General features: G+C 40.5%; 21 protein-coding genes, 1 tRNA gene, 4 rRNA genes, 1 other RNA gene and 1 other annotated feature (1 of these 28 only partly in view). Of the genes, 5 read left to right on the top strand and 22 right to left on the bottom strand.

The features are described 5' to 3' along the window. Positions 1–9: 9 nt before the first annotated feature. The 5 genes from ACWNMY_RS11280 to ACWNMY_RS11260 form a co-directional block, all read right to left on the bottom strand. The gene (locus ACWNMY_RS11280) at positions 10–450 is read right to left on the bottom strand and encodes a YaaR family protein (protein ID WP_449538309.1); all 441 of its coding nucleotides are present in this window, start codon (positions 448–450) and stop codon (positions 10–12) included. Between the two features lie 121 nt (positions 451–571). Continuing rightward, complete coding sequence (locus ACWNMY_RS11275; RefSeq protein ID WP_449538308.1) at positions 572–901, bottom strand: cyclic-di-AMP receptor; 330 nt, start codon at positions 899–901, stop codon at positions 572–574. Between the two features lie 505 nt (positions 902–1,406). After that, positions 1,407–2,039: a dTMP kinase gene (gene tmk / locus ACWNMY_RS11270; RefSeq protein WP_449538307.1), complete on the bottom strand. Its 633-nt coding sequence runs from the start codon at positions 2,037–2,039 to the stop codon at positions 1,407–1,409. A 15-nt stretch (positions 2,040–2,054) separates the two neighbouring features. Then, positions 2,055–3,488, bottom strand: coding sequence for an aminotransferase class I/II-fold pyridoxal phosphate-dependent enzyme (locus ACWNMY_RS11265; RefSeq protein ID WP_449538306.1), 1,434 nt, complete (start codon positions 3,486–3,488; stop codon positions 2,055–2,057). A gap of 153 nt (positions 3,489–3,641) precedes the next feature. Continuing rightward, on the bottom strand, positions 3,642–3,860 hold the full coding sequence (locus ACWNMY_RS11260; protein ID WP_449538305.1) for a sigma factor G inhibitor Gin: 219 nt from the start codon (positions 3,858–3,860) through the stop codon (positions 3,642–3,644). Positions 3,861–4,198: 338 nt separating this feature from the next. Here ACWNMY_RS11260 and ACWNMY_RS11255 point away from each other — a divergent pair, with 338 nt between their 5' ends. Beyond that, complete coding sequence (locus tag ACWNMY_RS11255; RefSeq protein ID WP_449538304.1) at positions 4,199–4,483, top strand: hypothetical protein; 285 nt, start codon at positions 4,199–4,201, stop codon at positions 4,481–4,483. A gap of 779 nt (positions 4,484–5,262) precedes the next feature. On the opposite strand, the gene rrf (ACWNMY_RS11250) is transcribed toward ACWNMY_RS11255, so the two are convergent. The 10 genes from rrf (ACWNMY_RS11250) to tadA all read right to left on the bottom strand — a co-directional run bounded on the left by rrf (ACWNMY_RS11250) (position 5,263) and on the right by tadA (position 15,003). After that, positions 5,263–5,378: ribosomal RNA gene (rrf, locus tag ACWNMY_RS11250) — 5S ribosomal RNA — on the bottom strand. A 60-nt stretch (positions 5,379–5,438) separates the two neighbouring features. Then, positions 5,439–8,372, bottom strand: a 23S ribosomal RNA gene (locus tag ACWNMY_RS11245). Between the two features lie 281 nt (positions 8,373–8,653). Continuing rightward, positions 8,654–10,203, bottom strand: a 16S ribosomal RNA gene (locus tag ACWNMY_RS11240). The 16S, 23S and 5S rRNA genes sit together here, the layout of an rRNA operon. A 309-nt stretch (positions 10,204–10,512) precedes the next feature. After that, positions 10,513–10,779, bottom strand: a complete 267-nt coding sequence (locus ACWNMY_RS11235) for a pro-sigmaK processing inhibitor BofA family protein (RefSeq protein WP_449538303.1) — start codon at positions 10,777–10,779, stop codon at positions 10,513–10,515. A gap of 119 nt (positions 10,780–10,898) precedes the next feature. Continuing rightward, a complete protein-coding gene (locus ACWNMY_RS11230) occupies positions 10,899–11,111 on the bottom strand; it encodes a YaaL family protein (protein ID WP_449538302.1) in 213 nt (70 codons plus the stop codon). Between the two features lie 10 nt (positions 11,112–11,121). Then, positions 11,122–11,718: a recombination mediator RecR gene (gene recR / locus ACWNMY_RS11225; protein WP_449538301.1), complete on the bottom strand. Its 597-nt coding sequence runs from the start codon at positions 11,716–11,718 to the stop codon at positions 11,122–11,124. Between the two features lie 240 nt (positions 11,719–11,958). Beyond that, positions 11,959–12,279 (bottom strand): YbaB/EbfC family nucleoid-associated protein, encoded by a 321-nt coding sequence (locus ACWNMY_RS11220; RefSeq protein WP_449538444.1) that lies wholly within the window; start codon positions 12,277–12,279, stop codon positions 11,959–11,961. A 37-nt stretch (positions 12,280–12,316) separates the two neighbouring features. Then, complete coding sequence (gene dnaX, locus ACWNMY_RS11215; protein ID WP_449538300.1) at positions 12,317–14,008, bottom strand: DNA polymerase III subunit gamma/tau; 1,692 nt, start codon at positions 14,006–14,008, stop codon at positions 12,317–12,319. A gap of 147 nt (positions 14,009–14,155) precedes the next feature. Continuing rightward, an RNA gene (ffs, locus tag ACWNMY_RS11210) (signal recognition particle sRNA large type) lies at positions 14,156–14,420 on the bottom strand. Positions 14,421–14,514: 94 nt separating this feature from the next. Beyond that, positions 14,515–15,003 carry a tRNA adenosine(34) deaminase TadA gene (gene tadA / locus ACWNMY_RS11205; protein ID WP_449538443.1) on the bottom strand — a complete coding sequence of 163 codons (489 nt, stop codon included), beginning with the start codon at positions 15,001–15,003 and terminating at the stop codon, positions 14,515–14,517. 163 nt (positions 15,004–15,166) lie between these two features. Here tadA and ACWNMY_RS11200 point away from each other — a divergent pair, with 163 nt between their 5' ends. The 3 genes from ACWNMY_RS11200 (at position 15,167) to ACWNMY_RS11190 (ending at position 17,979) form a co-directional block, all read left to right on the top strand. After that, entirely contained in the window at positions 15,167–16,453 is a 1,287-nt protein-coding gene (locus ACWNMY_RS11200; RefSeq protein ID WP_449538299.1) for a LysM peptidoglycan-binding domain-containing protein, read from the top strand. Positions 16,454–16,667: 214 nt separating this feature from the next. Next, positions 16,668–17,324: a deoxynucleoside kinase gene (locus ACWNMY_RS11195; RefSeq protein ID WP_449538298.1), complete on the top strand. Its 657-nt coding sequence runs from the start codon at positions 16,668–16,670 to the stop codon at positions 17,322–17,324. Then, positions 17,311–17,979: a deoxynucleoside kinase gene (locus ACWNMY_RS11190; protein ID WP_449538297.1), complete on the top strand. Its 669-nt coding sequence runs from the start codon at positions 17,311–17,313 to the stop codon at positions 17,977–17,979. The genes ACWNMY_RS11195 and ACWNMY_RS11190 overlap by 14 nt, the downstream gene beginning before the upstream one ends. Positions 17,980–18,117: 138 nt before the next feature. Here the strand turns inward: ACWNMY_RS11190 and ACWNMY_RS11185 are convergent. From ACWNMY_RS11185 to guaB, 6 genes are all read right to left on the bottom strand, one after another. Continuing rightward, positions 18,118–18,210: transfer RNA gene (locus ACWNMY_RS11185), tRNA-Ser, on the bottom strand. Positions 18,211–18,320: 110 nt separating this feature from the next. Then, positions 18,321–19,601 (bottom strand): serine--tRNA ligase, encoded by a 1,281-nt coding sequence (gene serS, locus ACWNMY_RS11180; protein ID WP_449538296.1) that lies wholly within the window; start codon positions 19,599–19,601, stop codon positions 18,321–18,323. 87 nt (positions 19,602–19,688) lie between these two features. Beyond that, positions 19,689–19,917, bottom strand: a binding site (T-box leader). 53 nt (positions 19,918–19,970) lie between these two features. After that, the gene (gene pdxT, locus ACWNMY_RS11175; protein WP_449538295.1) at positions 19,971–20,561 is read right to left on the bottom strand and encodes a pyridoxal 5'-phosphate synthase glutaminase subunit PdxT; all 591 of its coding nucleotides are present in this window, start codon (positions 20,559–20,561) and stop codon (positions 19,971–19,973) included. An 18-nt stretch (positions 20,562–20,579) separates the two neighbouring features. Then, the gene (gene pdxS, locus ACWNMY_RS11170; RefSeq protein WP_449538294.1) at positions 20,580–21,464 is read right to left on the bottom strand and encodes a pyridoxal 5'-phosphate synthase lyase subunit PdxS; all 885 of its coding nucleotides are present in this window, start codon (positions 21,462–21,464) and stop codon (positions 20,580–20,582) included. Positions 21,465–21,682: 218 nt separating this feature from the next. Beyond that, positions 21,683–23,038: a D-alanyl-D-alanine carboxypeptidase family protein gene (locus ACWNMY_RS11165; protein ID WP_449538293.1), complete on the bottom strand. Its 1,356-nt coding sequence runs from the start codon at positions 23,036–23,038 to the stop codon at positions 21,683–21,685. Between the two features lie 138 nt (positions 23,039–23,176). Then, the gene (gene guaB, locus ACWNMY_RS11160) at positions 23,177–24,643 is read right to left on the bottom strand and encodes an IMP dehydrogenase (RefSeq protein ID WP_449538292.1); all 1,467 of its coding nucleotides are present in this window, start codon (positions 24,641–24,643) and stop codon (positions 23,177–23,179) included. 161 nt (positions 24,644–24,804) lie between these two features. On the opposite strand from guaB, the gene ACWNMY_RS11155 reads away from it, so the two are divergent. Beyond that, complete coding sequence (locus tag ACWNMY_RS11155; protein WP_449538291.1) at positions 24,805–25,797, top strand: YaaC family protein; 993 nt, start codon at positions 24,805–24,807, stop codon at positions 25,795–25,797. Positions 25,798–26,492: 695 nt separating this feature from the next. On the opposite strand, the gene rrf (ACWNMY_RS11150) is transcribed toward ACWNMY_RS11155, so the two are convergent. Next, positions 26,493–26,606 (bottom strand): 5S ribosomal RNA (rrf, locus tag ACWNMY_RS11150) (it continues 2 nt past the right edge of the window).

Here is a 26,606-nt window from a genome sequence, read left to right as displayed (position 1 = left end):
TCTTTCAAATCACGTATACAAATTGATTAATAAACCTTTTATCAATCCGACTTTTCCAAGTATATCAATTGAACCCTTTTCCTGGTTTACCATGTTTTGTGTTAACTCCAATAATTCTTGGTCAATCTCCTCAACTAACTTATGAGTTCTACTTTGTCCATTTGAATCCCAACTATGAGACTGCTTGATATCCATTCCATACTCTACCGCCTCATAGATAAAACGTTTAACAAGGGATTTATAAGAAGCTAAATCACTAAAGGTTTGTGATCTTGATAAACGTTCGCCTGCCTTATCAATTTGAGAAAATAACTTAGACAATTGCTCCATCTGCAGTTTATTTTCCTCTTGATGAACAATTTTACCAAAACTGAGATTTCCCATCGTTTTATTTGGTACATTAACACTATTTTTATCTATATTTAAACGAAAATCCTGGTTTATCTTCATGAATGAAAAACACCTTTACATAAAATCAAATAGCCTTGGCTAATTTTGAATTCTACAAAAATCGTGACATCTGCTGAAGGCTTCCTTCTTCAGACGGGTTTTTAATTCCGACTGTATAACGTTAAAATTGATGGAACTCATCAATTGGTAAAACAAACACCGTTGCTCCACCCACTTCTACCTTAACTGGAAATGGAACAAAAGAATCCGCATTACCACCCATTGGAGAAACTGGTGAAATCATCTGTTCCCGATGTTTACAATTATCGTTGATAATATCTAATAATTTATTAACTCGGATATCCTCAGTTCCTACAAGGAACGTTGTATTCCCCGATTTTAGAAAACCACCTGTTGTAGCAAGCTTGGTTGCTCGGAAATTATGTTCTACTAATGCCTGTGACAAACGGTTGCTATCTTTATCTTGCACAACTGCAACGACTAGCTTCATCGTTTTGCCTCCCTTTATTTTATCACTTTTATATGCTACTTCATATTACGAAATTTGGTAACTATGTGTGCGTGTGTCCTATTAGTAGATGTTCAGAAAGGAGGATGAAAGGACCGTCGACAAGAACGCCACGTCCTTATGTCTTGTCGACACTAGCACGTCCTGTGCGTCGAAAGTTCGAGGCGGCGCAGTTTTGAGTAGCGGAACGTATGTAGTTAATACGTGAGCACAAGGAGTGCTTCTAAGAATCCGCTTCGCACGACGGAAAAGTGTTTTTCTTTTCCGAGGAACGGAAAAACAAGCCAACGAGCTTCCACAGGATGTGGTGACTTCGACGTTCGACACAGGAAGAGTCGGTATTTAGTCGAAGCTCCTCTAAAGAATCGTCATTTACACCGGACCTTTTTGGACATCCTCTATTAGTTGTCTTTATTCTATAACAAGTATAGCCATAATAAAAAGAAAAACCTCAAAAATCATCAGACTTTTGAGGTAATTCATCTTATTACTCTTGATTCATATGTTTTTCAATAATAGCAAGGGCTTCCTGTGCGACTTTTTCAATCGAATTTTCAGCATTCAGTGTATGGAATCGGTTTTTAAAACGGTCTGCCAAGATTGTGTAGCCTTCGTAGACTCTTTGATGAAAGGATAAGGTCTCTAAGTCAAGACGATTCACTTCACGGTTATCACTATTGCTAATTCTTGTCAGCCCTTTTTCAGGGTTTATATCAAAGAACAGGGTAAGTGACGGCATTAGTCCGTTTATGGCGAACTCATTGATTGATAAAACTTCGTCAATTCCTAATTTCCGTGCATACCCTTGATAAGCTAACGAACTATCAACAAAGCGGTCACAGAGTACGACCTTGCCTTCTTCAAGCGCTGGTATTACTTTCTCCACTAAGTGCTGACGACGCGATGCTGCATATAATAGAGCTTCTGTACGACTGTCCATGTTCGTGTTATTTCGGTCAAGAATAACAGAACGAATTTGCTCTGCTATTTCTATGCCACCTGGCTCTCTGGTAGAAACCACATCATATCCTTTTTTTATAAGCTCGTCTTGAAGGATCCTAACGATTGTAGTCTTACCTGCGCCTTCGGGACCTTCAAATGTAATAAAATAACCTGCCACAACTACTCAAGCTCCTTACTTATCTAATATATGTATATATGTTCGCTGCACTTCCCAACCTTGGAATCGTGCACCTGTCTCAACATATGTTTCTAATAAATCTATGTGTTGCCTTGTAATATTCTCACCCTCCATCAGAAGGGGAACCCCAGGGGGATACGGAATAATCATTTCTCCGGAAATTTTTCCAATTGATTCTTGAAGGGAAACAGTCTTTCTATTGTACCCTTTTATTTCATTATAGGAAATAGATAGAGTAGTGATTTTCTCTGTTTCAAGAAGTAAGTCGGATCTATCTCTTTTTTCGGGTATGAAATTTTTTACGGCTCTCTTTACTTTTACATATGCTTCTTCATCATCAAATGTACTTGATAATGGTAACACGAGTAAAACGTTGTTAGGGTCTGCTAGTTCTGTATACAACCCCTCCTGTTCAAATAAACTCTGAAGTTGAAAGCCATTTGCCTCGCATTGTGACTGAATCGTAACTTTTAATAAATCCGTCTCGAGATTTGGGTTCCTTGATGTCACAACCTTAAGTTGTTGGATGGTTTTTAGTTTTTGTATAAACTGCTCTATCTTTTTACGTATTTCAGTTGAGCCCTTCTTTTTTACAGAGGCAAGATAATGCCGCGCAAGGTCAAGAGATGCCATAATGGGATAGGACGGACTACTGGTTTGCAACATGCGAAGATATTTTTCAACTTCTGATTTCCTAACTAACCTACTATTCACGTGCATATAAGAACCCATTGTCATTGCTGGGAGTGTCTTATGTGCTGATTGAACAACAATATCCGCACCAAGTGATGATGCCGAAGCAGGAAAACCTTCCATTAAAAAATGTGCACCATGGGCCTCATCAATTAGAACCGCCACATTCTTTGTATGTGCGTATGTAATGATTTTTCTTAGTTCTATAGGATTTAGCATTCCATAATAATTAGGGCTTGTTAAAATGATAGCTTTTATATTGTGATACGTTTGAAATGCTCTTCTTACCGTTTCAAAGGAAACGTATGAGGCAACCTGTACATCCGAATCATATTCCGGATGAAGAAAGACAGGACGAACTCCAGCCAATTGTAAACCATTGATAATGGATTTGTGCGAATTTCGTTGAACAAGTACTGTATCATTTGCCGAACATGTGGCAAGGATCATGGCTAAGTTTCCTACAGTTGAACCATTAACTAGAAAGAAGCTATTCTCTACTCCATATAATTCAGCCAATAATGTCTCTGCCTCTAAAATGACTCCTTCAGGTTGATGTAGATCATCTAGTCCTGATAATTCCGTAACATCTATTTCTAATAACTTTTGAAAATATGGATTACCCTTATTTGAAAATACTTGTCCATATTTATGTCCTGGCACATGCATTGACTGTGTTTGTTTCTTCGCATGTTTATCTAGTGCGTCAAAAAGTGGGGTGCAATGTTGATTCATAAAGCATAAACCTTTCCGAATGCATTTTCTTTTATTATAAAACAAAAAAACGGACCTATACTAGGTCCATTTAGGAATCGCTGCCTAACGCGTATATGGCGATTCAAATAATACAAATGTATTTTTAAAATAATGGGATTATACACTTAGAAACTATGAATATATCTCCGGTGTTGAAACCTTTCTAAGCCTATCTAAATAAAACTGGTACTTTGGATCATTCGTTTCCGTATGAATAATATCTTGTTCACAATCCATACAAATAAATCTTGTATAAAGGTGTATGCCGTTTTTCTTCTCTTGCTCACATATAATACACGTTTCCCCAAGTTTATTACTATTTGCGAGTGATTCCACTCCCTCCACCTCCATACACATATTTTGTCCCGATTCCTCAAAATGTATACACAATTTCAAAAATAACGAACAGTTTTACTAACCTATTTAGTAATCTATGTTCCTCTGTGGCTAGTTTGTGTATGTCTTAGAGTAGAAATAGTAAAGATTTGAACAAAATTTGCGAGGGGAAAGCATTTTTGTTAGATAATCTACAGAAGAAAGCTTCTTTTGTCTTCATTTCCTTCGAACCAAGTAAAGGGGTATATTACATATTATAAATTTTCTAGTAAAATAGATAGTAAGGAGACAAGACACAATGATGAAGGAAATCAAATTACAGAAATAACAGTAGGTAATGGAGGAGTCAGAGTATGTTAAATCAAGAATATGAAGTACTATTAAGAAAGTCCGTAGAAGTTGCTCCTGATTGGATAAAGGATGATATTCAAAGCATTCTACATAAGGCAGGGAGACAAGTTGGGGCAAGTTATGTTATCTCCGAGCTTCATGCAATCTATACATTTGGTTTGAGACATATCTTATCTTCGGCACACTTCTCTGATGAATGGACAAGAGTATCACGGGAACGTCTTACCTTTATTGATAATAATATTGATGTAATCGTCGCTGTATTCACTCACATGAAAGATAGATAAAATGATTTTGAGGAAAGAGGTGTAACAAAAATTGTTATATCTCTTTCTTATATTTTTTAAGTTAGTTTCGTATGTTACATTGTAAAAAAACAACTATCCTTTATTTACATTCTAGACTTCCCAATTGGGCAATGTCCCAACTACATCGGCGCCGAAGCTTAACTTCCGCGTTCGGTGGTTGGCTTCCGATGAACTTCGGATTTCTGCGTCAGCTTCACTCCCTCCAATCCTCATGTACGCTGTACACTCCGGAGGCTTACAGGATGTAGGTCATGAAGGCGTTGCAACAGGACGTTGCGTACTTAGCCTTCGTCCTGACAAAACTTGCTTCCTTGAACTCCTTGCTCCTCGAAACCCAACCATTTATTCTTCATTTTCTTTATTTATATCCTAATGATTCTTTGCTTCCACTAAACCTTCCGGTTTATTAAAATCAAAAAAGATCAGCCATTATAGCTGATCTTTCGTTTGCTTAGCGACGTCCTACTCTCACAGGGACAAAGTCCCAACTACCATCGGCGCCGAAGCTTAACTTCCGCGTTCGGTGGTTGGCTTCCGATGAACTTCGGATTTCTGCGTCAGCTTCACTCCCTCCAATCCTCATGTACGCTGTACACTCCGGTTGTCGCTCACTTGCTTCCTTGAACTCCTTGCTCCTCGAAACCCAACCATTTATTCTTCATTTTCTTTATTTATATCCTAATGATTCTTTGCTTCCACTAAACCTTCCGGTTTATTAAAATCAAAAAAGATCAGCCATTATAGCTGATCTTTCGTTTGCTTAGCGACGTCCTACTCTCACAGGGACAAAGTCCCAACTACCATCGGCGCTGAGAAGCTTAACTTCCGTGTTCGGTATGGGAACGGGTGTGACCTTCTCGCCATCGTCACTAAACTATATGAAGAAATATTCATTCCTTCAAAACTAGATAACGTATTTACATTCATTGATAATTTGGTTAAGTCCTCGATCGATTAGTATCAGTCAGCTACACATGTCACCATGCTTACACCTCTGACCTATCAACCTCGTCATCTTCGAGGGATCTTACTAGTTTAACACTATGGGAAATCTCATCTTGAGGGGGGCTTCATGCTTAGATGCTTTCAGCACTTATCCCTTCCACACATAGCTACCCAGCGATGCCCTTGGCAGAACAACTGGTACACCAGCGGTGTGTCCATCCCGGTCCTCTCGTACTAAGGACAGCTCCTCTCAAATTTCCTACGCCCACGACGGATAGGGACCGAACTGTCTCACGACGTTCTGAACCCAGCTCGCGTACCGCTTTAATGGGCGAACAGCCCAACCCTTGGGACCGACTACAGCCCCAGGATGCGATGAGCCGACATCGAGGTGCCAAACCTCCCCGTCGATGTGGACTCTTGGGGGAGATAAGCCTGTTATCCCCGGGGTAGCTTTTATCCGTTGAGCGATGGCCCTTCCATGCGGAACCACCGGATCACTAAGCCCGACTTTCGTCCCTGCTCGACTTGTAGGTCTCGCAGTCAAGCTCCCTTGTGCCTTTACACTCTACGAATGATTTCCAACCATTCTGAGGGAACCTTTGGGCGCCTCCGTTACTTTTTAGGAGGCGACCGCCCCAGTCAAACTGCCCACCTGACACTGTCTCCAAGGCCGATAAGGCCTTCGGGTTAGAATTTCAATACAGCCAGGGTAGTATCCCACCGACGCCTCCACCGAAGCTAGCGCTCCGGCTTCCAAGGCTCCTACCTATCCTGTACAAGCTGTACCAAAATTCAATATCAGGCTGCAGTAAAGCTCCACGGGGTCTTTCCGTCCTGTCGCGGGTAACCTGCATCTTCACAGGTACTATAATTTCACCGAGTCTCTCGTTGAGACAGTGCCCAGATCGTTACACCTTTCGTGCGGGTCAGAACTTACCTGACAAGGAATTTCGCTACCTTAGGACCGTTATAGTTACGGCCGCCGTTTACTGGGGCTTCGATTCAGAGCTTCGCTTAGAGCTAACCCCTCCTCTTAACCTTCCAGCACCGGGCAGGTGTCAGCCCCTATACTTCGCCTTGCGGCTTCGCAGAGACCTGTGTTTTTGCTAAACAGTCGCCTGGGCCTATTCACTGCGGCTTTTCAGGGCTATTCACCCTAAAAAGCACCCCTTCTCCCGAAGTTACGGGGTCATTTTGCCGAGTTCCTTAACGAGAGTTCTCTCGATCACCTTAGGATTCTCTCCTCGCCTACCTGTGTCGGTTTGCGGTACGGGCACCATTTACCTCGCTAGAAGCTTTTCTTGGCAGTGTGGAATCAGGAACTTCGGTACTATATTTCCCTCGCCATCACAGCTCAACCTTCGCGGTAAGCGGATTTGCCTACTTACCAGTCTAACTGCTTGGACGCGCATATCCAACAGCGCGCTTACCCTATCCTCCTGCGTCCCTCCATCGCTCAAACGGTAAAGAGGTGGTACAGGAATATCAACCTGTTGTCCATCGCCTACGCCTTTCGGCCTCGGCTTAGGTCCCGACTAACCCTGAGCGGACGAGCCTTCCTCAGGAAACCTTAGGCATTCGGTGGAGGGGATTCTCACCCCTCTTTCGCTACTCATACCGGCATTCTCACTTCTAAGCGCTCCACCAGTCCTTCCGGTCTGACTTCGCTGCACTTAGAACGCTCTCCTACCATTGTTCGTAAGAACAATCCACAGCTTCGGTGATACGTTTAGCCCCGGTACATTTTCGGCGCAGAGTCACTCGACCAGTGAGCTATTACGCACTCTTTAAATGGTGGCTGCTTCTAAGCCAACATCCTGGTTGTCTAAGCAACTCCACATCCTTTTCCACTTAACGTATACTTTGGGACCTTAGCTGGTGGTCTGGGCTGTTTCCCTCTTGACTACGGATCTTATCACTCGCAGTCTGACTCCCGAGAATCAAGTCTTTGGCATTCGGAGTTTGACTGAATTCGGTAACCCGATGAGGGCCCCTAGTCCAATCAGTGCTCTACCTCCAAGACTCTATACTCGAGGCTAGCCCTAAAGCTATTTCGGAGAGAACCAGCTATCTCCAAGTTCGATTGGAATTTCTCCGCTACCCACACCTCATCCCCGCACTTTTCAACGTGCGTGGGTTCGGGCCTCCATTCAGTGTTACCTGAACTTCACCCTGGACATGGGTAGATCACCTGGTTTCGGGTCTACGACCACGTACTATTTCGCCCTATTCAGACTCGCTTTCGCTGCGGCTCCGTCTCTTCAACTTAACCTTGCACGGGATCGTAACTCGCCGGTTCATTCTACAAAAGGCACGCCATCACACATAAATGTGCTTTGACTACTTGTAGGCACACGGTTTCAGGTTCTATTTCACTCCCCTTCCGGGGTGCTTTTCACCTTTCCCTCACGGTACTGGTTCACTATCGGTCACTAGGGAGTATTTAGCCTTGGGAGATGGTCCTCCCAGCTTCCGACGGGATTTCTCGTGTCCCGCCGTACTCAGGATCCACTCAAGAGAGAACGAAGTTTCGACTACAGGGTTGTTACCTTCTCTGACGGACCTTTCCAGGTCGCTTCGTCTACTTCGCTCTTTTGTAACTCCGTATAGAGTGTCCTACAACCCCAAGAGGCAAGCCTCTTGGTTTGGGCTATCTTCCGTTTCGCTCGCCGCTACTCAGGAAATCGCGTTTGCTTTCTCTTCCTCCGGGTACTAAGATGTTTCAGTTCCCCGGGTCTACCTTCTCATACCCTATGAATTCAGGTATGGATACTACCCCATTACGGGCAGTGGGTTTCCCCATTCGGAAATCTTCGGATCAATGCTTACTTACAGCTCCCCGAAGCATATCGGTGTTAGTACCGTCCTTCATCGGCTCCTAGTGCCAAGGCATCCACCGTGCGCCCTTCATAACTTAACCTATTCGGCTTTGATAAGCGTCGAATCTCTTCGTCAGCTTCGTTCTTCCGGTACTCACGTAGCGAAAACTACGCTCCGTTCCTCCAGAACTTTGCTTCCTCGACCTTCTTGCTTCTTGTTTGTCTTTAAACTTACTAAGTTTAAAGAACTTTACTTACTTCAATGAATGTTTTGTTACGTTATCTAGTTTTCAAGGAACGAGTTAAGAAGGAAAGTTCCTTCAAAACTGACCACAATACAAAGCGTCTTTTTATGAAGTTCGTAGAACTTCAGTTTCCTTAGAAAGGAGGTGATCCAGCCGCACCTTCCGATACGGCTACCTTGTTACGACTTCACCCCAATCATCTGTCCCACCTTAGGCGGCTGGCTCCTTACGGTTACCCCACCGACTTCGGGTGTTACAAACTCTCGTGGTGTGACGGGCGGTGTGTACAAGGCCCGGGAACGTATTCACCGCGGCATGCTGATCCGCGATTACTAGCGATTCCGGCTTCATGCAGGCGAGTTGCAGCCTGCAATCCGAACTGAGAATGGTTTTATGGGATTTGCTTAACCTCGCGGTTTCGCTGCCCTTTGTACCATCCATTGTAGCACGTGTGTAGCCCAGGTCATAAGGGGCATGATGATTTGACGTCATCCCCACCTTCCTCCGGTTTGTCACCGGCAGTCACCTTAGAGTGCCCAACTGAATGCTGGCAACTAAGATCAAGGGTTGCGCTCGTTGCGGGACTTAACCCAACATCTCACGACACGAGCTGACGACAACCATGCACCACCTGTCACCATGTCCCCGAAGGGAAAGCCCTATCTCTAGAGTTGTCATGGGATGTCAAGACCTGGTAAGGTTCTTCGCGTTGCTTCGAATTAAACCACATGCTCCACCGCTTGTGCGGGCCCCCGTCAATTCCTTTGAGTTTCAGTCTTGCGACCGTACTCCCCAGGCGGAGTGCTTAATGCGTTTGCTGCAGCACTAAAGGGCGGAAACCCTCTAACACTTAGCACTCATCGTTTACGGCGTGGACTACCAGGGTATCTAATCCTGTTCGCTCCCCACGCTTTCGCGCCTCAGCGTCAGTTACAGACCAGAGAGCCGCCTTCGCCACTGGTGTTCCTCCACATCTCTACGCATTTCACCGCTACACGTGGAATTCCGCTCTCCTCTTCTGCACTCAAGTCCCCCAGTTTCCAATGACCCTCCACGGTTGAGCCGTGGGCTTTCACATCAGACTTAAAGGACCGCCTGCGCGCGCTTTACGCCCAATAATTCCGGATAACGCTTGCCACCTACGTATTACCGCGGCTGCTGGCACGTAGTTAGCCGTGGCTTTCTGGTTAGGTACCGTCAAGGTACCGCCCTATTCGAACGGTACTTGTTCTTCCCTAACAACAGAGCTTTACGACCCGAAGGCCTTCATCGCTCACGCGGCGTTGCTCCGTCAGACTTTCGTCCATTGCGGAAGATTCCCTACTGCTGCCTCCCGTAGGAGTCTGGGCCGTGTCTCAGTCCCAGTGTGGCCGATCACCCTCTCAGGTCGGCTACGCATCGTCGCCTTGGTGAGCCGTTACCTCACCAACTAGCTAATGCGCCGCGGGTCCATCTGTAAGTGATAGCTAAAAGCCATCTTTTAATATAAGACCATGTGGTCTTATATGTTATCCGGTATTAGCTCCGGTTTCCCGAAGTTATCCCAGTCTTACAGGCAGGTTACCCACGTGTTACTCACCCGTCCGCCGCTAATCTTTGGGAGCAAGCTCCCAAAGATCCGCTCGACTTGCATGTATTAGGCACGCCGCCAGCGTTCATCCTGAGCCAGGATCAAACTCTCCAATAAGAGTATTGATTGCTCAATAATTTGTTACTTAGAATTAAAACGTTGACGCTTGTATTGTGTTCAGTTTTCAAAGAACTTTTTAACTTGCCGCTCAGAAGCGACTTTATTAATATAACATCCTCACAAAGATAAGTCAACATATTTTTAAAATATGTTATTTACCATTTTAGGTATTCCCGGTGAGATATATAAATATACTACGGTATTAAATGAAAGTCAATAACTTATATTGAAATAGTTTTTCACACACTATCCTTCATTTTCTGTGAAACTAAAAAAGAAAAACAAATGGCAAATGCATTTGTTTTTTTATCCTACTATAAATATATCTATAAGTACAAGGGCTACCAATCCTGGTATTCCAAGTAGGCCAGATACTGCAGATGTAACAAGGTTAATGGGAACATGTAAATCAAAAGAAGTACCAAATGCATTTAAAAAGAAAAGAAATAAGGCACCGATTAGTACTTTTACAAAAACTTGTCCAACAAAGCGAATAGGCTTAAGTGGTGCTCCCATTAGAAGTACGAGTACGATTAATCCTCCCAGTATAGATATAACGACCGTTGGTTCCAATCAAACTTCACTCCTTCGAGACAACTTGTACTATTAGTGTATGTACCGGGCTCATTTTAAGAACTTCATTTATATAAAAAATCCTACTGGGAATGATCTTCGTTCCTAGTAGGATTTTTTTATAGAAACACTTTTCTGTTTTTTGCCTCACGTAAAAGAAAGAAGTATTTTGTTTCGGCTACCCTTAATTCGTTAAGTATGTCATCGGAAGGCTCTACACTTTTTTCAATTAAGTTCTTTTGTCTCATCCATTCTTGTTTGGCGGACTCTAATTGACTTAAAAGCTCTTGGTTAAATTCTTCCCGAAGCCATCCCTTCTTTTTAAAAAGCATAAAAGACCTCCTATAATTCACGACGTCCTTCTAGCGCCTTTGAAAGTGTCACTTCGTCAGCGTATTCTAAGTCACCACCGACAGGTAATCCATGTGCAATTCTTGTGATTTTAATCCCTGATGGTTTTAATAATCGTGAAATATACATAGCAGTAGCTTCCCCTTCTATATTAGGGTTAGTCGCTAAAATAATTTCCTGTACAGTATCATCTTGAAGTCTTTTTAATAATTCTGGAATTTTTATATCCTCTGGACCAATACCGTCCATTGGCGATATTGCTCCATGCAACACATGATATAACCCGTTATATTCCTTCATTTTCTCCATCGCAATAACATCCTTTGGATCCTGAAGGACACAGATGACTGTTTTGTCACGGCGAACATCTTCACAAATATAGCAAGGGTCCCTATCAGTTATATGTCCGCAATTTGAACAATATGTGAGATTACGCTTAGCATTTACGAGTGCTTTAGCAAAATCAAGCACTACATCTTCTTTCATACTTAATACAAAAAAAGCCAGACGAACGGCCGTTTTTGGACCGATACCTGGCAATTTCATAAAGCTATCAATAAGCTTAGATATTGGTTCAGGATAATGCATAACAATCTAAGTCCTTTCAGCTGAATCAAATGCGCCTTTGGCGGATTTATACACGAATTTTAGACCTTTAAGAGGTGAGTCAAAGACGTTGCTACAGAACGTGACATCCCTAGTCTTTGATTTCGTTTAAATCTTGAAATCCGCCAAAGGCCTTTACCCTTATCCAGCTAGGGTTTGAGCCCTCAATTAATTATATACTCTTAATGTATCAAACCACCGAAATTCACTTACTTCATACTATTAGAATGGTAGGTTCATTCCTTTTGTAAATTGGCCCATCGTTTCGTTAGTCATTTCTTCAATTTTCTTTAGTGCATCATTTGTTGCTGCTAACACTAAATCTTGAAGCATTTCAATATCTTCTGGGTCTACAACCTCTTCTTTAATGATAACATCGATAATTTCTTTTTGTCCGTTTGCTTTCACAACTACCATACCGCCACCAGCAGTACCTTCAACAACCTTTTCTGCTAGCTCTTCCTGTGCCTTTGCCATATCCTTTTGCATTTTTTGCATTTGTTTCATCATTTTTTGCATATTTCCCATTCCGCCACCACGCATCATGTTTGTTTCCTCCTTTATAATATATAAAATTAAGTTATTCTTTTATTTCAATGAGTTCTGCACCAACGATTTTCATTGCTTCTGAAATGAGTGGATCTTCTGATTCCTCTACATTTTCTTCATCATCAGTACGTTGCCCACGTAAAAACTCTTCTCTAATAGTACCCCAATCATCGTCTGGAACACCAACCATTTCAAATCGTCGTCCCGTTAATGTATAAAGTATATTTTCAAGATTTTCTCGAACCTCTGCGTTTTCTGAAGCCATTTTACAATGAATCTCATATTTAAACTTTAACACAAAGGCATTTGTAGAAGCAGCAACTGGTTCACTTTCAATTAAAAGGGCTGCATGTGACACTTTATTTTGGCTGCGTAGATGTTCAAGCATATCGCCCCATTTACCTTTTAATAGTTCCAGGTTCTGACGGGTTGCTTGCTTTAATATCTCATTTATTCTTCCAACAGGTGTCCTATAGTTATTTCTAGATGACTTTTGCGGACGTTTTTCAGCTGCTGGTTTAGCATCACTCGTTTGAACAGTGATTCCTTTTTCTTTAATTGATGCAAGTTCTGATTCCAATTGATTTATTTTATTCATCAAACCATCTATTTGTGGCAACGTCTCAAGAGATTGTTGGTTTTCCAGTTGTGTGAGTTTTACAAGCGCAACCTCTAAAAAGATACGTGGGTGATTTGTCCACTTCATTTCCTGTTGAGCTTGATTAAATATATCAATCGTATCGTATATTTCATGGTTAGGTATGCTTTTGGCTAGCTCCGTAAATTCCTCATCCACCATAACCCGCTCAAGTACCTCTTCTAGCTGAGGGGCTGTTTGATATAAAAGCATATCCCTATAATAGAATATTAAATCCTCTATGAAGCGCATTGGGTCCTTCCCATGATCCATCATTTCATCTAGTGTCTTTAAGGCTGTACGGACATCTCGGTCTCGCACCGCGCGTACCAGATTTGTTAAAAACGACTGTGATACAGCACCGGTAATGGTGAGAACGTCTTCCAACTGAACCGTTTCATCACTAAAAGAGATGGCTTGGTCTAAAAGACTTAATGCATCCCTCATTCCACCTTCAGCAGCTCTTGCAATCATATAAAGCGCTTGATCATCAACAGAAACATTTTGCTCTGTAATAATCGTTTTCATTCTCCCCACAATAGCTTGCGCTGTAATGCGACGAAAATCAAAACGTTGACAACGCGAAATAATCGTAAGTGGAATTTTATGTGGTTCGGTAGTCGCTAAGATAAAAATGACGTGTCTCGGTGGTTCCTCTAATGTTTTTAATAAGGCATTAAAGGCACCAATGGAAAGCATATGTACTTCATCTATTATATAGACTTTATATCGTACAGCACTTGGGGCATACTTCACCTTATCTCGAATATCCCGGATTTCATCGACCCCGTTATTAGAAGCTGCATCAATTTCAATCACATCAGAGATAGACCCATCTGTAATTCCTCTGCACGCCGCACACTCATTACAGGGTTCCGAGATAGGAGAACGTTCACAATTGACTGCTTTTGCAAATATTTTTGCAGCACTTGTTTTACCTGTCCCTCTTGGTCCAGAGAATAGGTAAGCATGTGAAAACTTCTCTTGAAGAAGGGCATTCTGCAAGGTTTTTGTAATATGTTCTTGTCCAACAACATCATGAAATGTTTGCGGTCGAAAGACACGGTATAATGCTTGATATGCCATTGTCCATTGCCCCTCCTTCTTTTGTTCATTTCTTATTATACAGGAAGTGAATATCGTGTTCAAAGTGATTCTATCATTCGCGGAGATAAATTCGTATGAAATAAAAAAACTCACCCGAATGAGTGAGTTTGTTTATGTAGATAACTGCCGTGCACCTTCCGTCGAATAGTTACCCCAGGCGTTACTCAAGCAGTTAGCTCGGTCCAGGCAACCCTACGGCACATGGGATGATCCACTTACTGCTGCTTCCTTCCGGACCTGACAGGGTTCGTGGGTTCCCATTGCGTAGGACCCAGACGTCAACACCACTTACTTGAGGCAGACCCTACAATAACTACCCTCTGTGAAGGGATTCGGCCTCGCTAGAGCGGATTGCGAGTACAGGGCACCGCTACCTCCCCGCTTAGCACGGCAAAATTGAAACCAAATGTTAGGTGTCTTTGTGACACATTCTTAGTATATAGGTTCATGCAAAAAAAATCAACGAATACTACCTGTAAATTTCTTCAAGTCAATTCACTTGTGTTCTTTTTTTCCTTTTTTCGTTGCCGAATCTCTTTAAAAAATGAGCGTAGAAGGTGACTACACTCTTCCTCACAGATACCAGATACAATCTCAGCCTGGTGATTAAACCGTTCTTCCTGCAAAAGGTTCATCAACGTTCCTGCGCATCCGCCCTTTGGATCGTGGGCACCAAATACAACTCGACTAACGCGGGAAAGAACAATGGTTCCCGCACACATAGCACATGGCTCTAGCGTTACGTAGAGCGTAGAATTTTCTAACCTCCAAGAGCCTGTACGCTTACACGCCTCATCAATAGCTAGAAGTTCTGCATGTGCTATAGAACGCTGTTCTGTTTCTCTTAGATTGTGGGCTTTTGCAACCACTTCATCATCGATTACAAGGACCGCACCAATTGGGACTTCATTTATTTCTGCAGCTTTTTTTGCTTCATCTATTGCTAATTTCATGTAATACTCGTCTGTCCGCATATTTTCTCCCTTTACTAAACAACCATGGTGTTTTTTAGAAATTGTCCCTCTATCACTTACAATATGTAGTTCCAACTGAATAAAAGTAGTCAAGCATCATCTTTCATTTTCTCTCATACAGTAATAAAGGTGTTACCTAGATTTTAGAATGAGGAGGGTAAAGATGCAAATTCATGTTGTAGATCGGGGACAAACCTTAACTGGGATTGCACAAGCCTATGGAACAACGACGGATGAACTAATTCGTGCAAATCAAATTCCAAATCCTAATAATTTGGTCATTGGACAGTCGCTTGTCATACCAATTGTTGGGCAATTTTATTGGGTACAGTCAGGTGATAGTCTTTGGTCAATTGCCAATAAATTTGGCGTGAACTATCAGCAATTGGCGCAAATTAACCAAATACCAGCCACTAGACCATTACAAGTAGGACTCAGACTCTATATACCTGAACGACCAAAAAGAAATGCTGAAATTAATGCCTATGTAGAGCCTTTAGGAAATACAGTTAGTCCCGCTATTGAAAGAAGCACTCGACAAGCAGCCCCATACTTAACATACTTAGCCCCTTTTAGCTTTCAAATTCAACGTGACGGCTCGTTAAAAGAACCACTACTCAATAATTTTCCAACTATCGCAGGATCTAACAATGTCACATTAATGATGGTGGTCACAAATCTAGAAGGTGGTCAATTTAGTGATGAATTAGGTCGAATAGTACTAACAAATGAAGATATCCAAAATACACTTATAAGTAATATCGTACAAACGGCAAAAAAATATGGCTTTCGTGATATACATTTTGATATGGAATATCTACGTCCTGAAGATCGGGAAGCATATAATAACTTTTTACGGAAAGCAAAGCAACGATTTAGCCAAGAAGGTTGGTTAGTTTCAACTGCTCTAGCCCCTAAAACAAGTGCGACTCAAAAGGGGCGTTGGTATGAGGCGCACGACTACAAAGCCCATGGAGAAATTGTGGATTTTGTTGTAATAATGACTTATGAATGGGGATATAGTGGTGGACCACCAATGGCTGTGTCTCCAATTGGGCCTGTTCGGGAAGTACTTGAATATGCACTAACCGAAATGCCATCCTCTAAAATTATGATGGGTCAAAACTTATACGGGTATGATTGGACATTGCCTTTTGTAGAAGGTGGAGACTATGCAAAGGCAGTAAGCCCGCAACGAGCCATTGAAATAGCTTCACAGAACAATGTACCCATTCAATATGATACAAAGGCCCAAGCTCCACACTTTGACTATACAGACACAGATGGAAAACAACATAAAGTATGGTTTGAAGATGCGAGAAGTATTCAAGCAAAATTCGATTTAATCAAGGAGCTCAATATCCGTGGAATTAGTTACTGGAAGCTCGGTCTCCCATTCCCACAAAATTGGCTTTTAATTACGGGCAATTTCCAAGTCGTAAAGAGGTAGGATTTCATTCAAAGGAACTCATGATATGGGTTCCTTTTTTGTATACTAAGGTGAAAAGAAAACCTCAATTTTTCCCAGTCATTTTTTTCGACAATACATAACAATCTTCTTATCTCCTATGATAAAATAAAGCTTATCTGTTAATTTTTAAAAATGTAATTTTCCCGCAGGGCGTAATACCCCAAGGGATTTGTTGTAAAAAGGGGGATACGTAATGGGCAGCAGGATTCCTTTTATAACTGTAGAGGGTCCCATTGGAGTTGGAAAAACCTCACTCGCAAAAGCTATATCTGAACAATTTGATTTTACTCTATTAAAAGAAATTGTGGATGAGAATCCTTTTTTGGGTAAATTTTATACAAATATAGATGAGTGGAGCTTTCAAACAGAGATGTTTTTTCTCTGTAATCGTTATAAACAACTAGAGGACATTAATCAATACTATTTACAAAAAAACCTACCCGTTGTTGCAGACTATCACATCTTAAAGAATCTTGTATTTGCAGAACGCACACTAAAAAAACATGAGTTTCAAAAGTACCTGCAAATCTATAATATATTAACTGCTGATATGCCGGTTCCTAATGTTGTTATTTATTTACATGCAAGTTTAGATACATTACTTGAACGGATTGAAAAGCGCGGAAGAGATATTGAGAAAAATATTGATCCTGCGTATCTTAGTCAACTTAGCCTTGATTATGAACAATCGATGTCTCAGTTTGAGAAGTCCCATCCAGATATTCCTGTGATTCGATTTAATGGAGATACATTGGACTTTGTACAAAATAAGCAAGATTTGGAACTTATTTTATCAAAAGTGGAAGATACCATTCATGAAAGAGGAGTTAGGTACAATGAATTTGCGTAATAAATATAATATCCCTAGTAATTCAGTAATTACGATTGCTGGTACAGTCGGTGTAGGGAAGTCTACGATGACAAATGCGTTAGCAAATGCACTTGGATTTAGAACCTCCTTTGAAAAGGTAGATACAAATCCTTATTTAGACCGATTCTATGCAGACTTTGAAAGATGGAGCTTCCACCTTCAAATCTATTTTCTTGCAGAACGTTTTAAGGAGCAAAAGAAAATCTTTGAATATGGCGGTGGATTTGTACAGGACCGCTCTATTTATGAAGATACAGGGATTTTTGCAAAAATGCATTATGAAAAAGGAACAATGGCACCCGTTGATTACGAAACATATACTAACCTTTTTGATGCAATGGTAATGACACCTTATTTCCCTCATCCTAACCTATTAATTTACCTTGAGGGCAGTCTGGATGATATCATTAGTCGCATTCAGGAACGTGGCAGACCAATGGAACAACAAACACCAATCTCCTATTGGGAAGAGATGCACGGACGTTATGAAAAATGGATCAATAACTTCAATGCGTGTCCTGTTCTACGTCTTAATATCAATGACTATGATATCGTTAAAGACGAAACGTCAATTGAACCTGTTATCGAAAAGATATCGACCTTCCTTCGTCAAACAGAACTATTAAAAAGCTAAAAACAAACCCCTTTGAGAAAAAATCTCAAAGGGGTTAATTTATGAGCCAATTTGTTTTAGAAAGTAAAAAACTCGGTACCATGTAGGTAACGAGTTCATCTCCAATACTTTATGCGCTAAGTATTTATATTAATAATATGGCGGAGGAAGAGGGATTCGAACCCCCGCGGGCTTTAACACCCCTGTCGGTTTTCAAGACCGATCCCTTCAGCCGGACTTGGGTATTCCTCCGTATCGGACAAAAATTAATATATCATATATCGGAAGTAGATGTCAACAATCTAATAAAAAATTTTTTAGGGCCAGGTTTTATAGAAAATCCTGGCCATGCTTTTTTACCATTACTTTGGAGCGATAACTTCCTTATTGCCCATATAAGGACGTAATACTTCTGGAATAATAACTGTTCCATCTTCCTGTTGATAATTTTCTAAGATGGCTGCAACTGTTCGCCCAATTGCTAAACCAGATCCATTTAATGTATGAACATGTTCAGGTTTTGAATCGCGGTCACGACGGAAACGGATATTTGCACGTCTCGCTTGGAACGCTTCAAAATTACTGCAAGAAGAAATTTCACGATACGTTTCATAGCTTGGTATCCATACTTCAATGTCGTACTTTTTCGCAGCCGTAAACCCTAGGTCTGCACTACACATACTCAACACACGATATGGAAGACCTAATAGTTGAAGCACCTTTTCTGCATTTGCCGTTAAGCTCTCTAATTCTGCATATGAATCTTCTGGCTTAACAAACTTTACTAGCTCGACCTTATTAAATTGATGCTGGCGAATCAGGCCTCTTGTATCTCTACCAGCTGAACCTGCCTCAGAACGGAAACATGCACTAAATGCTGCATATTTAATTGGGAGTTCCTCTCCACTAACAATTTCATCACGATGCATGTTCGTAACTGGCACTTCTGCAGTAGGAATTAAGAAGTAGTCTTCATTTTCAATAAGGAAAGCATCCTCTTCGAATTTTGGTAACTGACCAGTTCCTGTCATACTTGTACGGTTTACTAAATACGGAGGAATAACCTCCTCATACCCATGTTCTTCCACATGCAGATCTAACATAAAGTTAAAGAGCGCTCTTTCAAGTCTTGCACCTAATCCTTTATAAAATACAAATCGACTTCCGGTTACCTTCCCAGCTCTTTCAAAGTCTAGTATACGAAGCTCATCTGCAATTTCCCAGTGTGGCTTTGGCGCGAATGAAAACTGAGGAATCTCCCCCCACTTTCGAACCTCTACATTATCATCTTCAGATTCCCCAATTGGAACACTCTCATGTGGGATGTTAGGAATAGACAATAAGAGCTGTTCTAATTCTTCCTCCACACCACGTAACTCATTATCTAATTCCTTTACTTTTTCGCCAACTTCGCGCATTTCTAGTATTAAAGCTTCTGCATCTTTCTTTTCTCGCTTTAAAATAGCGATTTGGCCAGAAACCTCATTTCTTCTGCTTTTTAATTCTTCTGCCTTAACAATCAAATCGCGACGTGTCTTATCTAAGTCCTCAAAGCGCCCAAGATCGCTTAAGTCCTCCCCACGGAATTTGAGCCTTTCCTTTACCTCTTCAAAATTACTACGTAAAAATTTAATATCTAACATAATCAAAAAACCTCCTATAAAATACATGTTAAAAACAAATTTGAGCTTATCGACAGTTGCGGAAACGACAAAAAACTCCCGCCCCAATAAAGGGACGAGAGTTAACCCGCGTTACCACCCTAGTTGGGAATACAAAAGTATTCCCCTCTTGAAAAGATAACGGATTTACCGAAAATACCTACTATCAAATGCACCTTAGCGTAAGGTTCAGTATTTTACTCAAGGATGGATTCACAAGCCATTTTCATCGGTTCACACCAACCACCGACTCTCTAAAGAAAAAAGACGAGCTACTATTTCCTGTCATAGATTTCATATATTTAACTCTTATTTATTAATTTATATTAAGTTTTACCATGTTTCAAGAGTTTATACAAGGTTTTTGGTTTGCGCCTCTTCCACCATTTTAACAAAATACCCTGTTAAGCGATGATCATCCGTTAACTCAGGATGGAAGGAACAGCCTAGAAATTGGCCTTCGCGAGCAGCAACAATCCTGCCATTATGCTTTGCAAGTATTTCAACATTTTCTCCGGCTTCCACAATATGTGGTGCACGAATAAAAACACCAAGAAAGTCTTCTGCAATTCCAGGTATCATAAGCTCAGCCTCAAAGCTATCACGTTGGCGACCAAATGAATTACGTTCTACCGTTACATCCATTAGACCTAGATGTGGTTCTTTATAGTCTACGATCTCTTTGGCAAGTAAGATTAACCCAGCACAAGTTCCGAACATCGGTTTCCCTTGTTCAGCAAATTTTCGCAGTGGCTCTAAAAAGCCATACTTGTCAATTAATCGACGCATTGTTGTACTTTCTCCACCGGGAATGATGAGCCCATCTATTTCATCTAATTGCTCAATCTTTTTTATGACGATTGCTTCTGCACCAGATGCTTCTACTGAGCGAGTATGTTCTCTAACTGCGCCCTGAAGACCTAATACTCCAATTTTAACCACTTATGAACACCCTCTTACTTACCAGCCTCGTTCTTGCATACGTTGTTCTGGTAATAATGATGAAATTTCAACACCCTTCATGGCGTTTCCTAATCCTTTAGATAGCTGTGCAATTAATTCATAATCCTCATAATGAGTAGTTGCTTCTACAATTGCACGGGCAAATTTAGCAGGATTATCAGATTTAAAGATACCTGAACCTACAAATACGCCATCCGCGCCAAGTTGCATCATTAGAGCAGCATCAGCTGGAGTTGCAACACCGCCTGCTGCAAAGTTTACAACTGGCAAACGCCCCTCACGCTTAATTTGTAATAATAATTCATATGGTGCACCTAGATTTTTCGCTTCTGTCATAATCTCATCTTCACTCATTCCAACTACCTTGCGGATTTGAGCATTCACTTTTCTCATATGACGAACAGCTTCTACGATATTTCCTGTTCCAGGTTCCCCTTTTGTACGTAGCATTGACGCACCCTCTGCAATACGGCGAGTTGCTTCACCTAAATCACGGCAGCCACACACAAATGGTACTGTAAAATCACGTTTATTTAAATGGAACTCTTCATCGGCAGGTGTTAGCACTTCACTCTCATCGATATAGTCGACACCTAATGCTTCTAGCACACGTGCCTCTACAATATGACCTATACGAGCCTTTGCCATAACTGGAATAGTAACAGCATTCATAACTTGCTCAACTATCGTTGGATCTGCCATTCTAGCAACTCCACCCGCTGCTCTTATATCAGCTGGCACACGCTCTAATGCCATTACTGCAACAGCTCCTGCTTCCTCTGCTATTCTAGCCTGTTCTGCATTGACAACGTCCATTATAACGCCGCCTTTTTGCATTTCAGCCATTCCTCGTTTTACACGATCTGTACCTGTATTTGCCATTACGATTCCCCCTACATGTATGAGTACATTTATTATAGGCTTTATAATATCACACTTTACTAGATAGTAAATGCTCTATTAAAAAAAACTTAAGAATATTCTATCCTATTTTAAATTATTATCCTAGTATTTCTATGTATTTAATCTATCTATCAAATGTTTCCAAAAAAAACTCCTTCTAAAACAAGAAGGAGTCCACGTTATATACTATTAAAAAATTAGAACCAACCTTTAACTGTATCAGCTACACTTGACCAAATGTCGCCAAAGAAACCGCCGATACCTCTCATCATGATTACAAACCAATTTGTTTTTTCTACTTCGTTTTTTGTTACAAGATCTGTTTGAACACCATCTTGTCCAGTAATAAATCTGATGTCTCCATCACCTTTATACGTAATCTTCATTGTACCAACTTTCTCACCCTTTTTAATTGGTGCTGTTACTTCATCTTTGGAAACAATAGATTTATCGAGTACGTATGATGCCTCATATAATGATTTATCTTCACCTTTTTTAATCAAGATTGAGATAGGCTTATTTGTTTCGATTTCAACTTCTTTTTCTTTTCCCTTTAGAACTTTAAGTTCTTCTTGCCCTTTTAATTGATAGCCTTCAGGATAAATTTCAACTTTCTCGAAGTTATTAAATCCATAATCTAATAGTTTTTTCGTTTCTACAAAACGAGGAGCATCTTCCTCAATCGTCGTATTCATCACAACAGAAATTAATCTCTGCCCATTTCTTACAGCTGTACCTGTGAAGCATTTTCCAGCTTCGCCAGTATATCCAGTTTTTAGCCCATCCATCCCCTCATAATAATAAGGGACAAAGTTAGGTGATTCTTTAGGGTCATGCTTTAACATCCAGTTGTAATTATTTAATTTTTTACCTTCAAAAGTCATTTGTGGCATACTAGAATGATCCAAAGCCTCTGGATAATCTTTAATTAAATTATATGCCAAAAGAGCAACGGATTCAGCCGATAATACATTGTCTCCATTCGGATCTCTTCCATCTGGGTAAACATTTTCGAGCATTTGATTCGTTAAACCTGTACTATTTGCAAAATGATAATCTGGTAGTCCCAACTCTGCTGCTTTTTCATTCATCATTTTAATGAAGTTTGCCTCTGTACCGGCTACTAATTCAGCTAAAGCTATTGTTGCAGCATTATCAGAGTAAATTGCCATTGCATTATATAAATCTTCTACTTTGTATGGCTTATCTTGTGTAAGACCTGCACCTGAAAACCCATTACTAGGTTTTGAGATTTCAAATGAATAATCGCTAATAACAGTTGTGTCATCCCATGAAATTTTACCTTCGTCTATAGCCTCTAACACTAGGTATTCAGTCATCATCTTGGTCATACTTGCAATCGGTGCAGCAACATCTGCATCCTTTTCATAGAGGACTCTTCCCGTGTCACCATCTATTAAAATAGCATATTTTGCTTCTATTTCAGGACCTGCAGTTTCTGCTTGGACATTCGTAAGTGGATTTATAAAAATTGATAATAAAAAGATTGCCACTAAACTAATCAACAATCTTTTTTGTGTTTGTTTTTTCACGTATTAAACCTCCTGTTTCGTTTTACACACAAATTATATTTTATCACAGTGAGTATAAAAAAAATAGATAGAGCACGTGACTCTATCTACCACTTTATAAAAATCCTACCAATGGATTATTTATCTACTTACTATACCTTAAAGAGTAGAGTAATTTGGTGCTTCTTTCGTAATTTGAACATCATGTGGATGACTTTCACGTAATCCAGCACCTGTCATTTTAATAAATTGTGCATTTTCTCTTAATTCTTCTAAATTCTTTGTGCCACAATATCCCATTCCTGATCGGATACCACCAATCAGTTGGTAGATTGTATCGTTAAGTGGCCCCTTGTAAGGAAGACGCCCTTCGATACCCTCAGGAACAAATTTCTTATTGTCCTCTTGAAAATAGCGATCCTTGCTTCCTTTTTCCATTGCTGCGACTGATCCCATTCCACGATACACCTTAAAGCGGCGCCCTTGAAAAATCTCTGTTTCTCCTGGGCTTTCAGACACACCTGCAAGTAGACTTCCTAGCATTACTGCATGTCCTCCAGATGCTAGAGCTTTCACGATATCACCTGAGTATTTAATACCACCATCTGCAATAATTGACACTCCATGTTTTCTAGCTTCTGTAGCACAATCGTATACCGCAGTAATTTGTGGTACACCTACACCAGCAACAACACGTGTTGTACAAATTGAACCTGGGCCTATTCCTACTTTTACAACATTAGCTCCTGCTTCAATTAGATCTCTAGTTGCTTCAGCAGTTGCCACATTACCTGCAATAATATTTAAGCTTGGATATTCATTCCGAATCGATTTTACAGTCTCTAGTACACCTGCTGAGTGACCATGTGCCGTATCAACAACAACAGCATCAGCACCTGCTTCAACTAGCTTTGCAACACGGAGTAAGGTATCCTTGGTTACACCAACAGCAGCCCCTACTAATAAACGTCCTTGTGCATCCTTAGCGGAATTTGGGAATTCGATTACTTTTTCGATATCTTTAATTGTTATAAGGCCCTTTAATACCCCATTCTCATCTACAAGAGGTAGTTTTTCGATCTTATACTTCTGTAAAATCTTTTCTGCTTGTTCTAAATTTGTTCCTACTGGGGCTGTTACAAGGTCTTCCTTTGTCATAACATCAGATATAAGAATGGAATAATCCTGGATAAAACGAAGGTCTCGATTGGTAATGATTCCTACCAATATTTGTTCTTGTGGATTGTTTACAATTGGAACACCAGAAATGCGGTATTTTCCCATGAGATGCTCAGCATCAAATACTTGATGACTTGGAGTTAAGAAAAATGGATCTGTTATTACGCCACTTTCTGAACGCTTTACCTTATCAACCTGTTCAGCTTGCTGTTCAATCGACATATTCTTATGAATGATACCTAGCCCACCTGAGCGTGCCATTGCTATAGCCATTTCATGCTCCGTAACAGTGTCCATACCCGCACTAATAATTGGGATATTTAACTTGAGCGTTTCTGTTAATGCGACACCTAGACTTACATCCTTAGGCAATACTTCTGACTTTGCTGGTAAAAGCAAGACATCATCAAATGTTAATCCTTCTTTGGCAAATTTAGTTTCCCACATGTAATAAATCCCCCTTTGAATGCAAAATATTATTAGTAGATTATCAACTGGGTAAACTACTGTCAAGGAACGAATAATATATTTAATAATTCAGAGTTTTTACGTTATTTATTGGCCTGAATATAGTCGCACTTTCTTGTTTTTTATTGGAGGTTTATAATTTGTTTGAATATCGGTTTATTTGGCAATCATTTAATGCTTTACATGCAGCAAATACCACCCAGCAACTCCTTCAGAAATGCTATGAGAAAGCAACAGTCCCTGATGCAGAAAAAAAGAGCTACGAAAACTGTTACCCGTTTATTTATTATTTAGAACATGGTCAAAATTATTATCAGCTTTCAAAAGATGCACCCTTAGCGATCAAACCCGTATTGCTATTTTATGGAATGGTCCAGTTGTTAAAGGCCTGTCTTCTCACCGTTGATCCACAATATCCAGAATCAACTTCAGTACTGGCACATGGGGTATCTACTCGAAAAAGAAAAAAACAAAGCTATGAGTTTTTTCATGATGAAGTAAAGGTACAAAAGAATGGGCTCTTCTCCCACTTTTCAGAACAGATGTTTCATGTGAAACAAATGGAGGGAGAAAAGTTTACTATGGAACAATTGTTTAAACGAATTCCAGAATTACATAATTTATTTACACTTCATTTTCAACAGAGTTTATATATTCATACACCTATTTCTGTTGAAAATATTTTAACAATCCCTAATGAAGCATTAGATACCTACCATATGACATCACGTAGGTTTTTAGATTTTATTGAGAGTACAATTCCTTTTCCTATTTCTCTTATCCCAAATGATGGGGGAACAGGGGCGAGTGACATGATGAATTTCAAAGTAAATACACCAAACTATTTATTACCACTCTCCAGCTCTCCACTTTTGTATCAAATTTATGAAGATACTTTCTATTTACCAAGGGAGCGCGAGTTGTTATCTGTATTCCCGGAGGTTATGACTCATTATTTACTACTATACAACCTAAGTATGATCTCAAGGTATGAAACCGAATGGTGGAGTGAGCTTCTCCATACTTACTCTAGCAATGACTATCCTTTTATAAGACAATTCTTAGCCATTTCAGCGGATAAAGTACCTTTTTTACTTTATTTATTTTTAAAGGGGAAGATTGATGGTGTCTAGGGGACTATCTTTTAAGAAATTGAACAGCATATTGCGGTTAAGTAGGAGCTCTTTTTACTTTCACTTTTTACAGTTTTGATATTTGCGGTATATCACTTATCGTTTCCCAGCCTAGGCTTATACTGTTTAGAGCGTTTGAGTATATCACTTATGTTTCTCAGCCTAGGCTTATACTGTTTAGAGCATTTGCGGTGTATCACTTATCGTTTTGCAGCTTAGGCCTATACTGTTTAGAGCGTTTGCGGTGTATCACTTATCGTTTCTCAGCCTAGGCTTATACTGTTTAGAGCATTTGCGGTGTATCACTTATCGTTTCTCAGCCTAGGCTTATACTGTTTAGAGCATTTGCGGTGTATCACTTATCGTTTCTCAGCCTAGGCTTATACTGTTTAGAGCATTTGCGGTGTATCACTTATCGTTTTGCAGCTTAGGCCTATACTGTTTAGAGCGTTTGCGGTGTATCACTTATCGTTTCTCAGCCTAGGCTTATACTGTTTAGAGCATTTGCGGTGTATCACTTATCGTTTCTCAGCCTAGGCTTATACTGTTTATACCTGCCATAGGATATCAAATTGCCTGGCCTTTACCGTCTGTTTTTCCAACCGCATATCTATCAGTCATTGAATCATAAAACAAAGGATGTTTCTTTGAATAGACACAAAAAAAGATCAGCCATATAGACTGATCTTCCACTTGCTTAGCGACGTCCTACTCTCACAGGGACAAAGTCCCAACTACCATCGGCGCTGAGAAGCTTAACTTCCGTGTTCGGTATGGGAACGGGTGTGACCTTCTCGCCATCGTCACTA

It is taken from the genome of Ferdinandcohnia sp. Marseille-Q9671, from assembly GCF_976954385.1.
The sequence above is the reverse complement of the archived record's forward strand: the minus strand, read 5'-3'. Positions and strand labels throughout refer to the sequence as shown.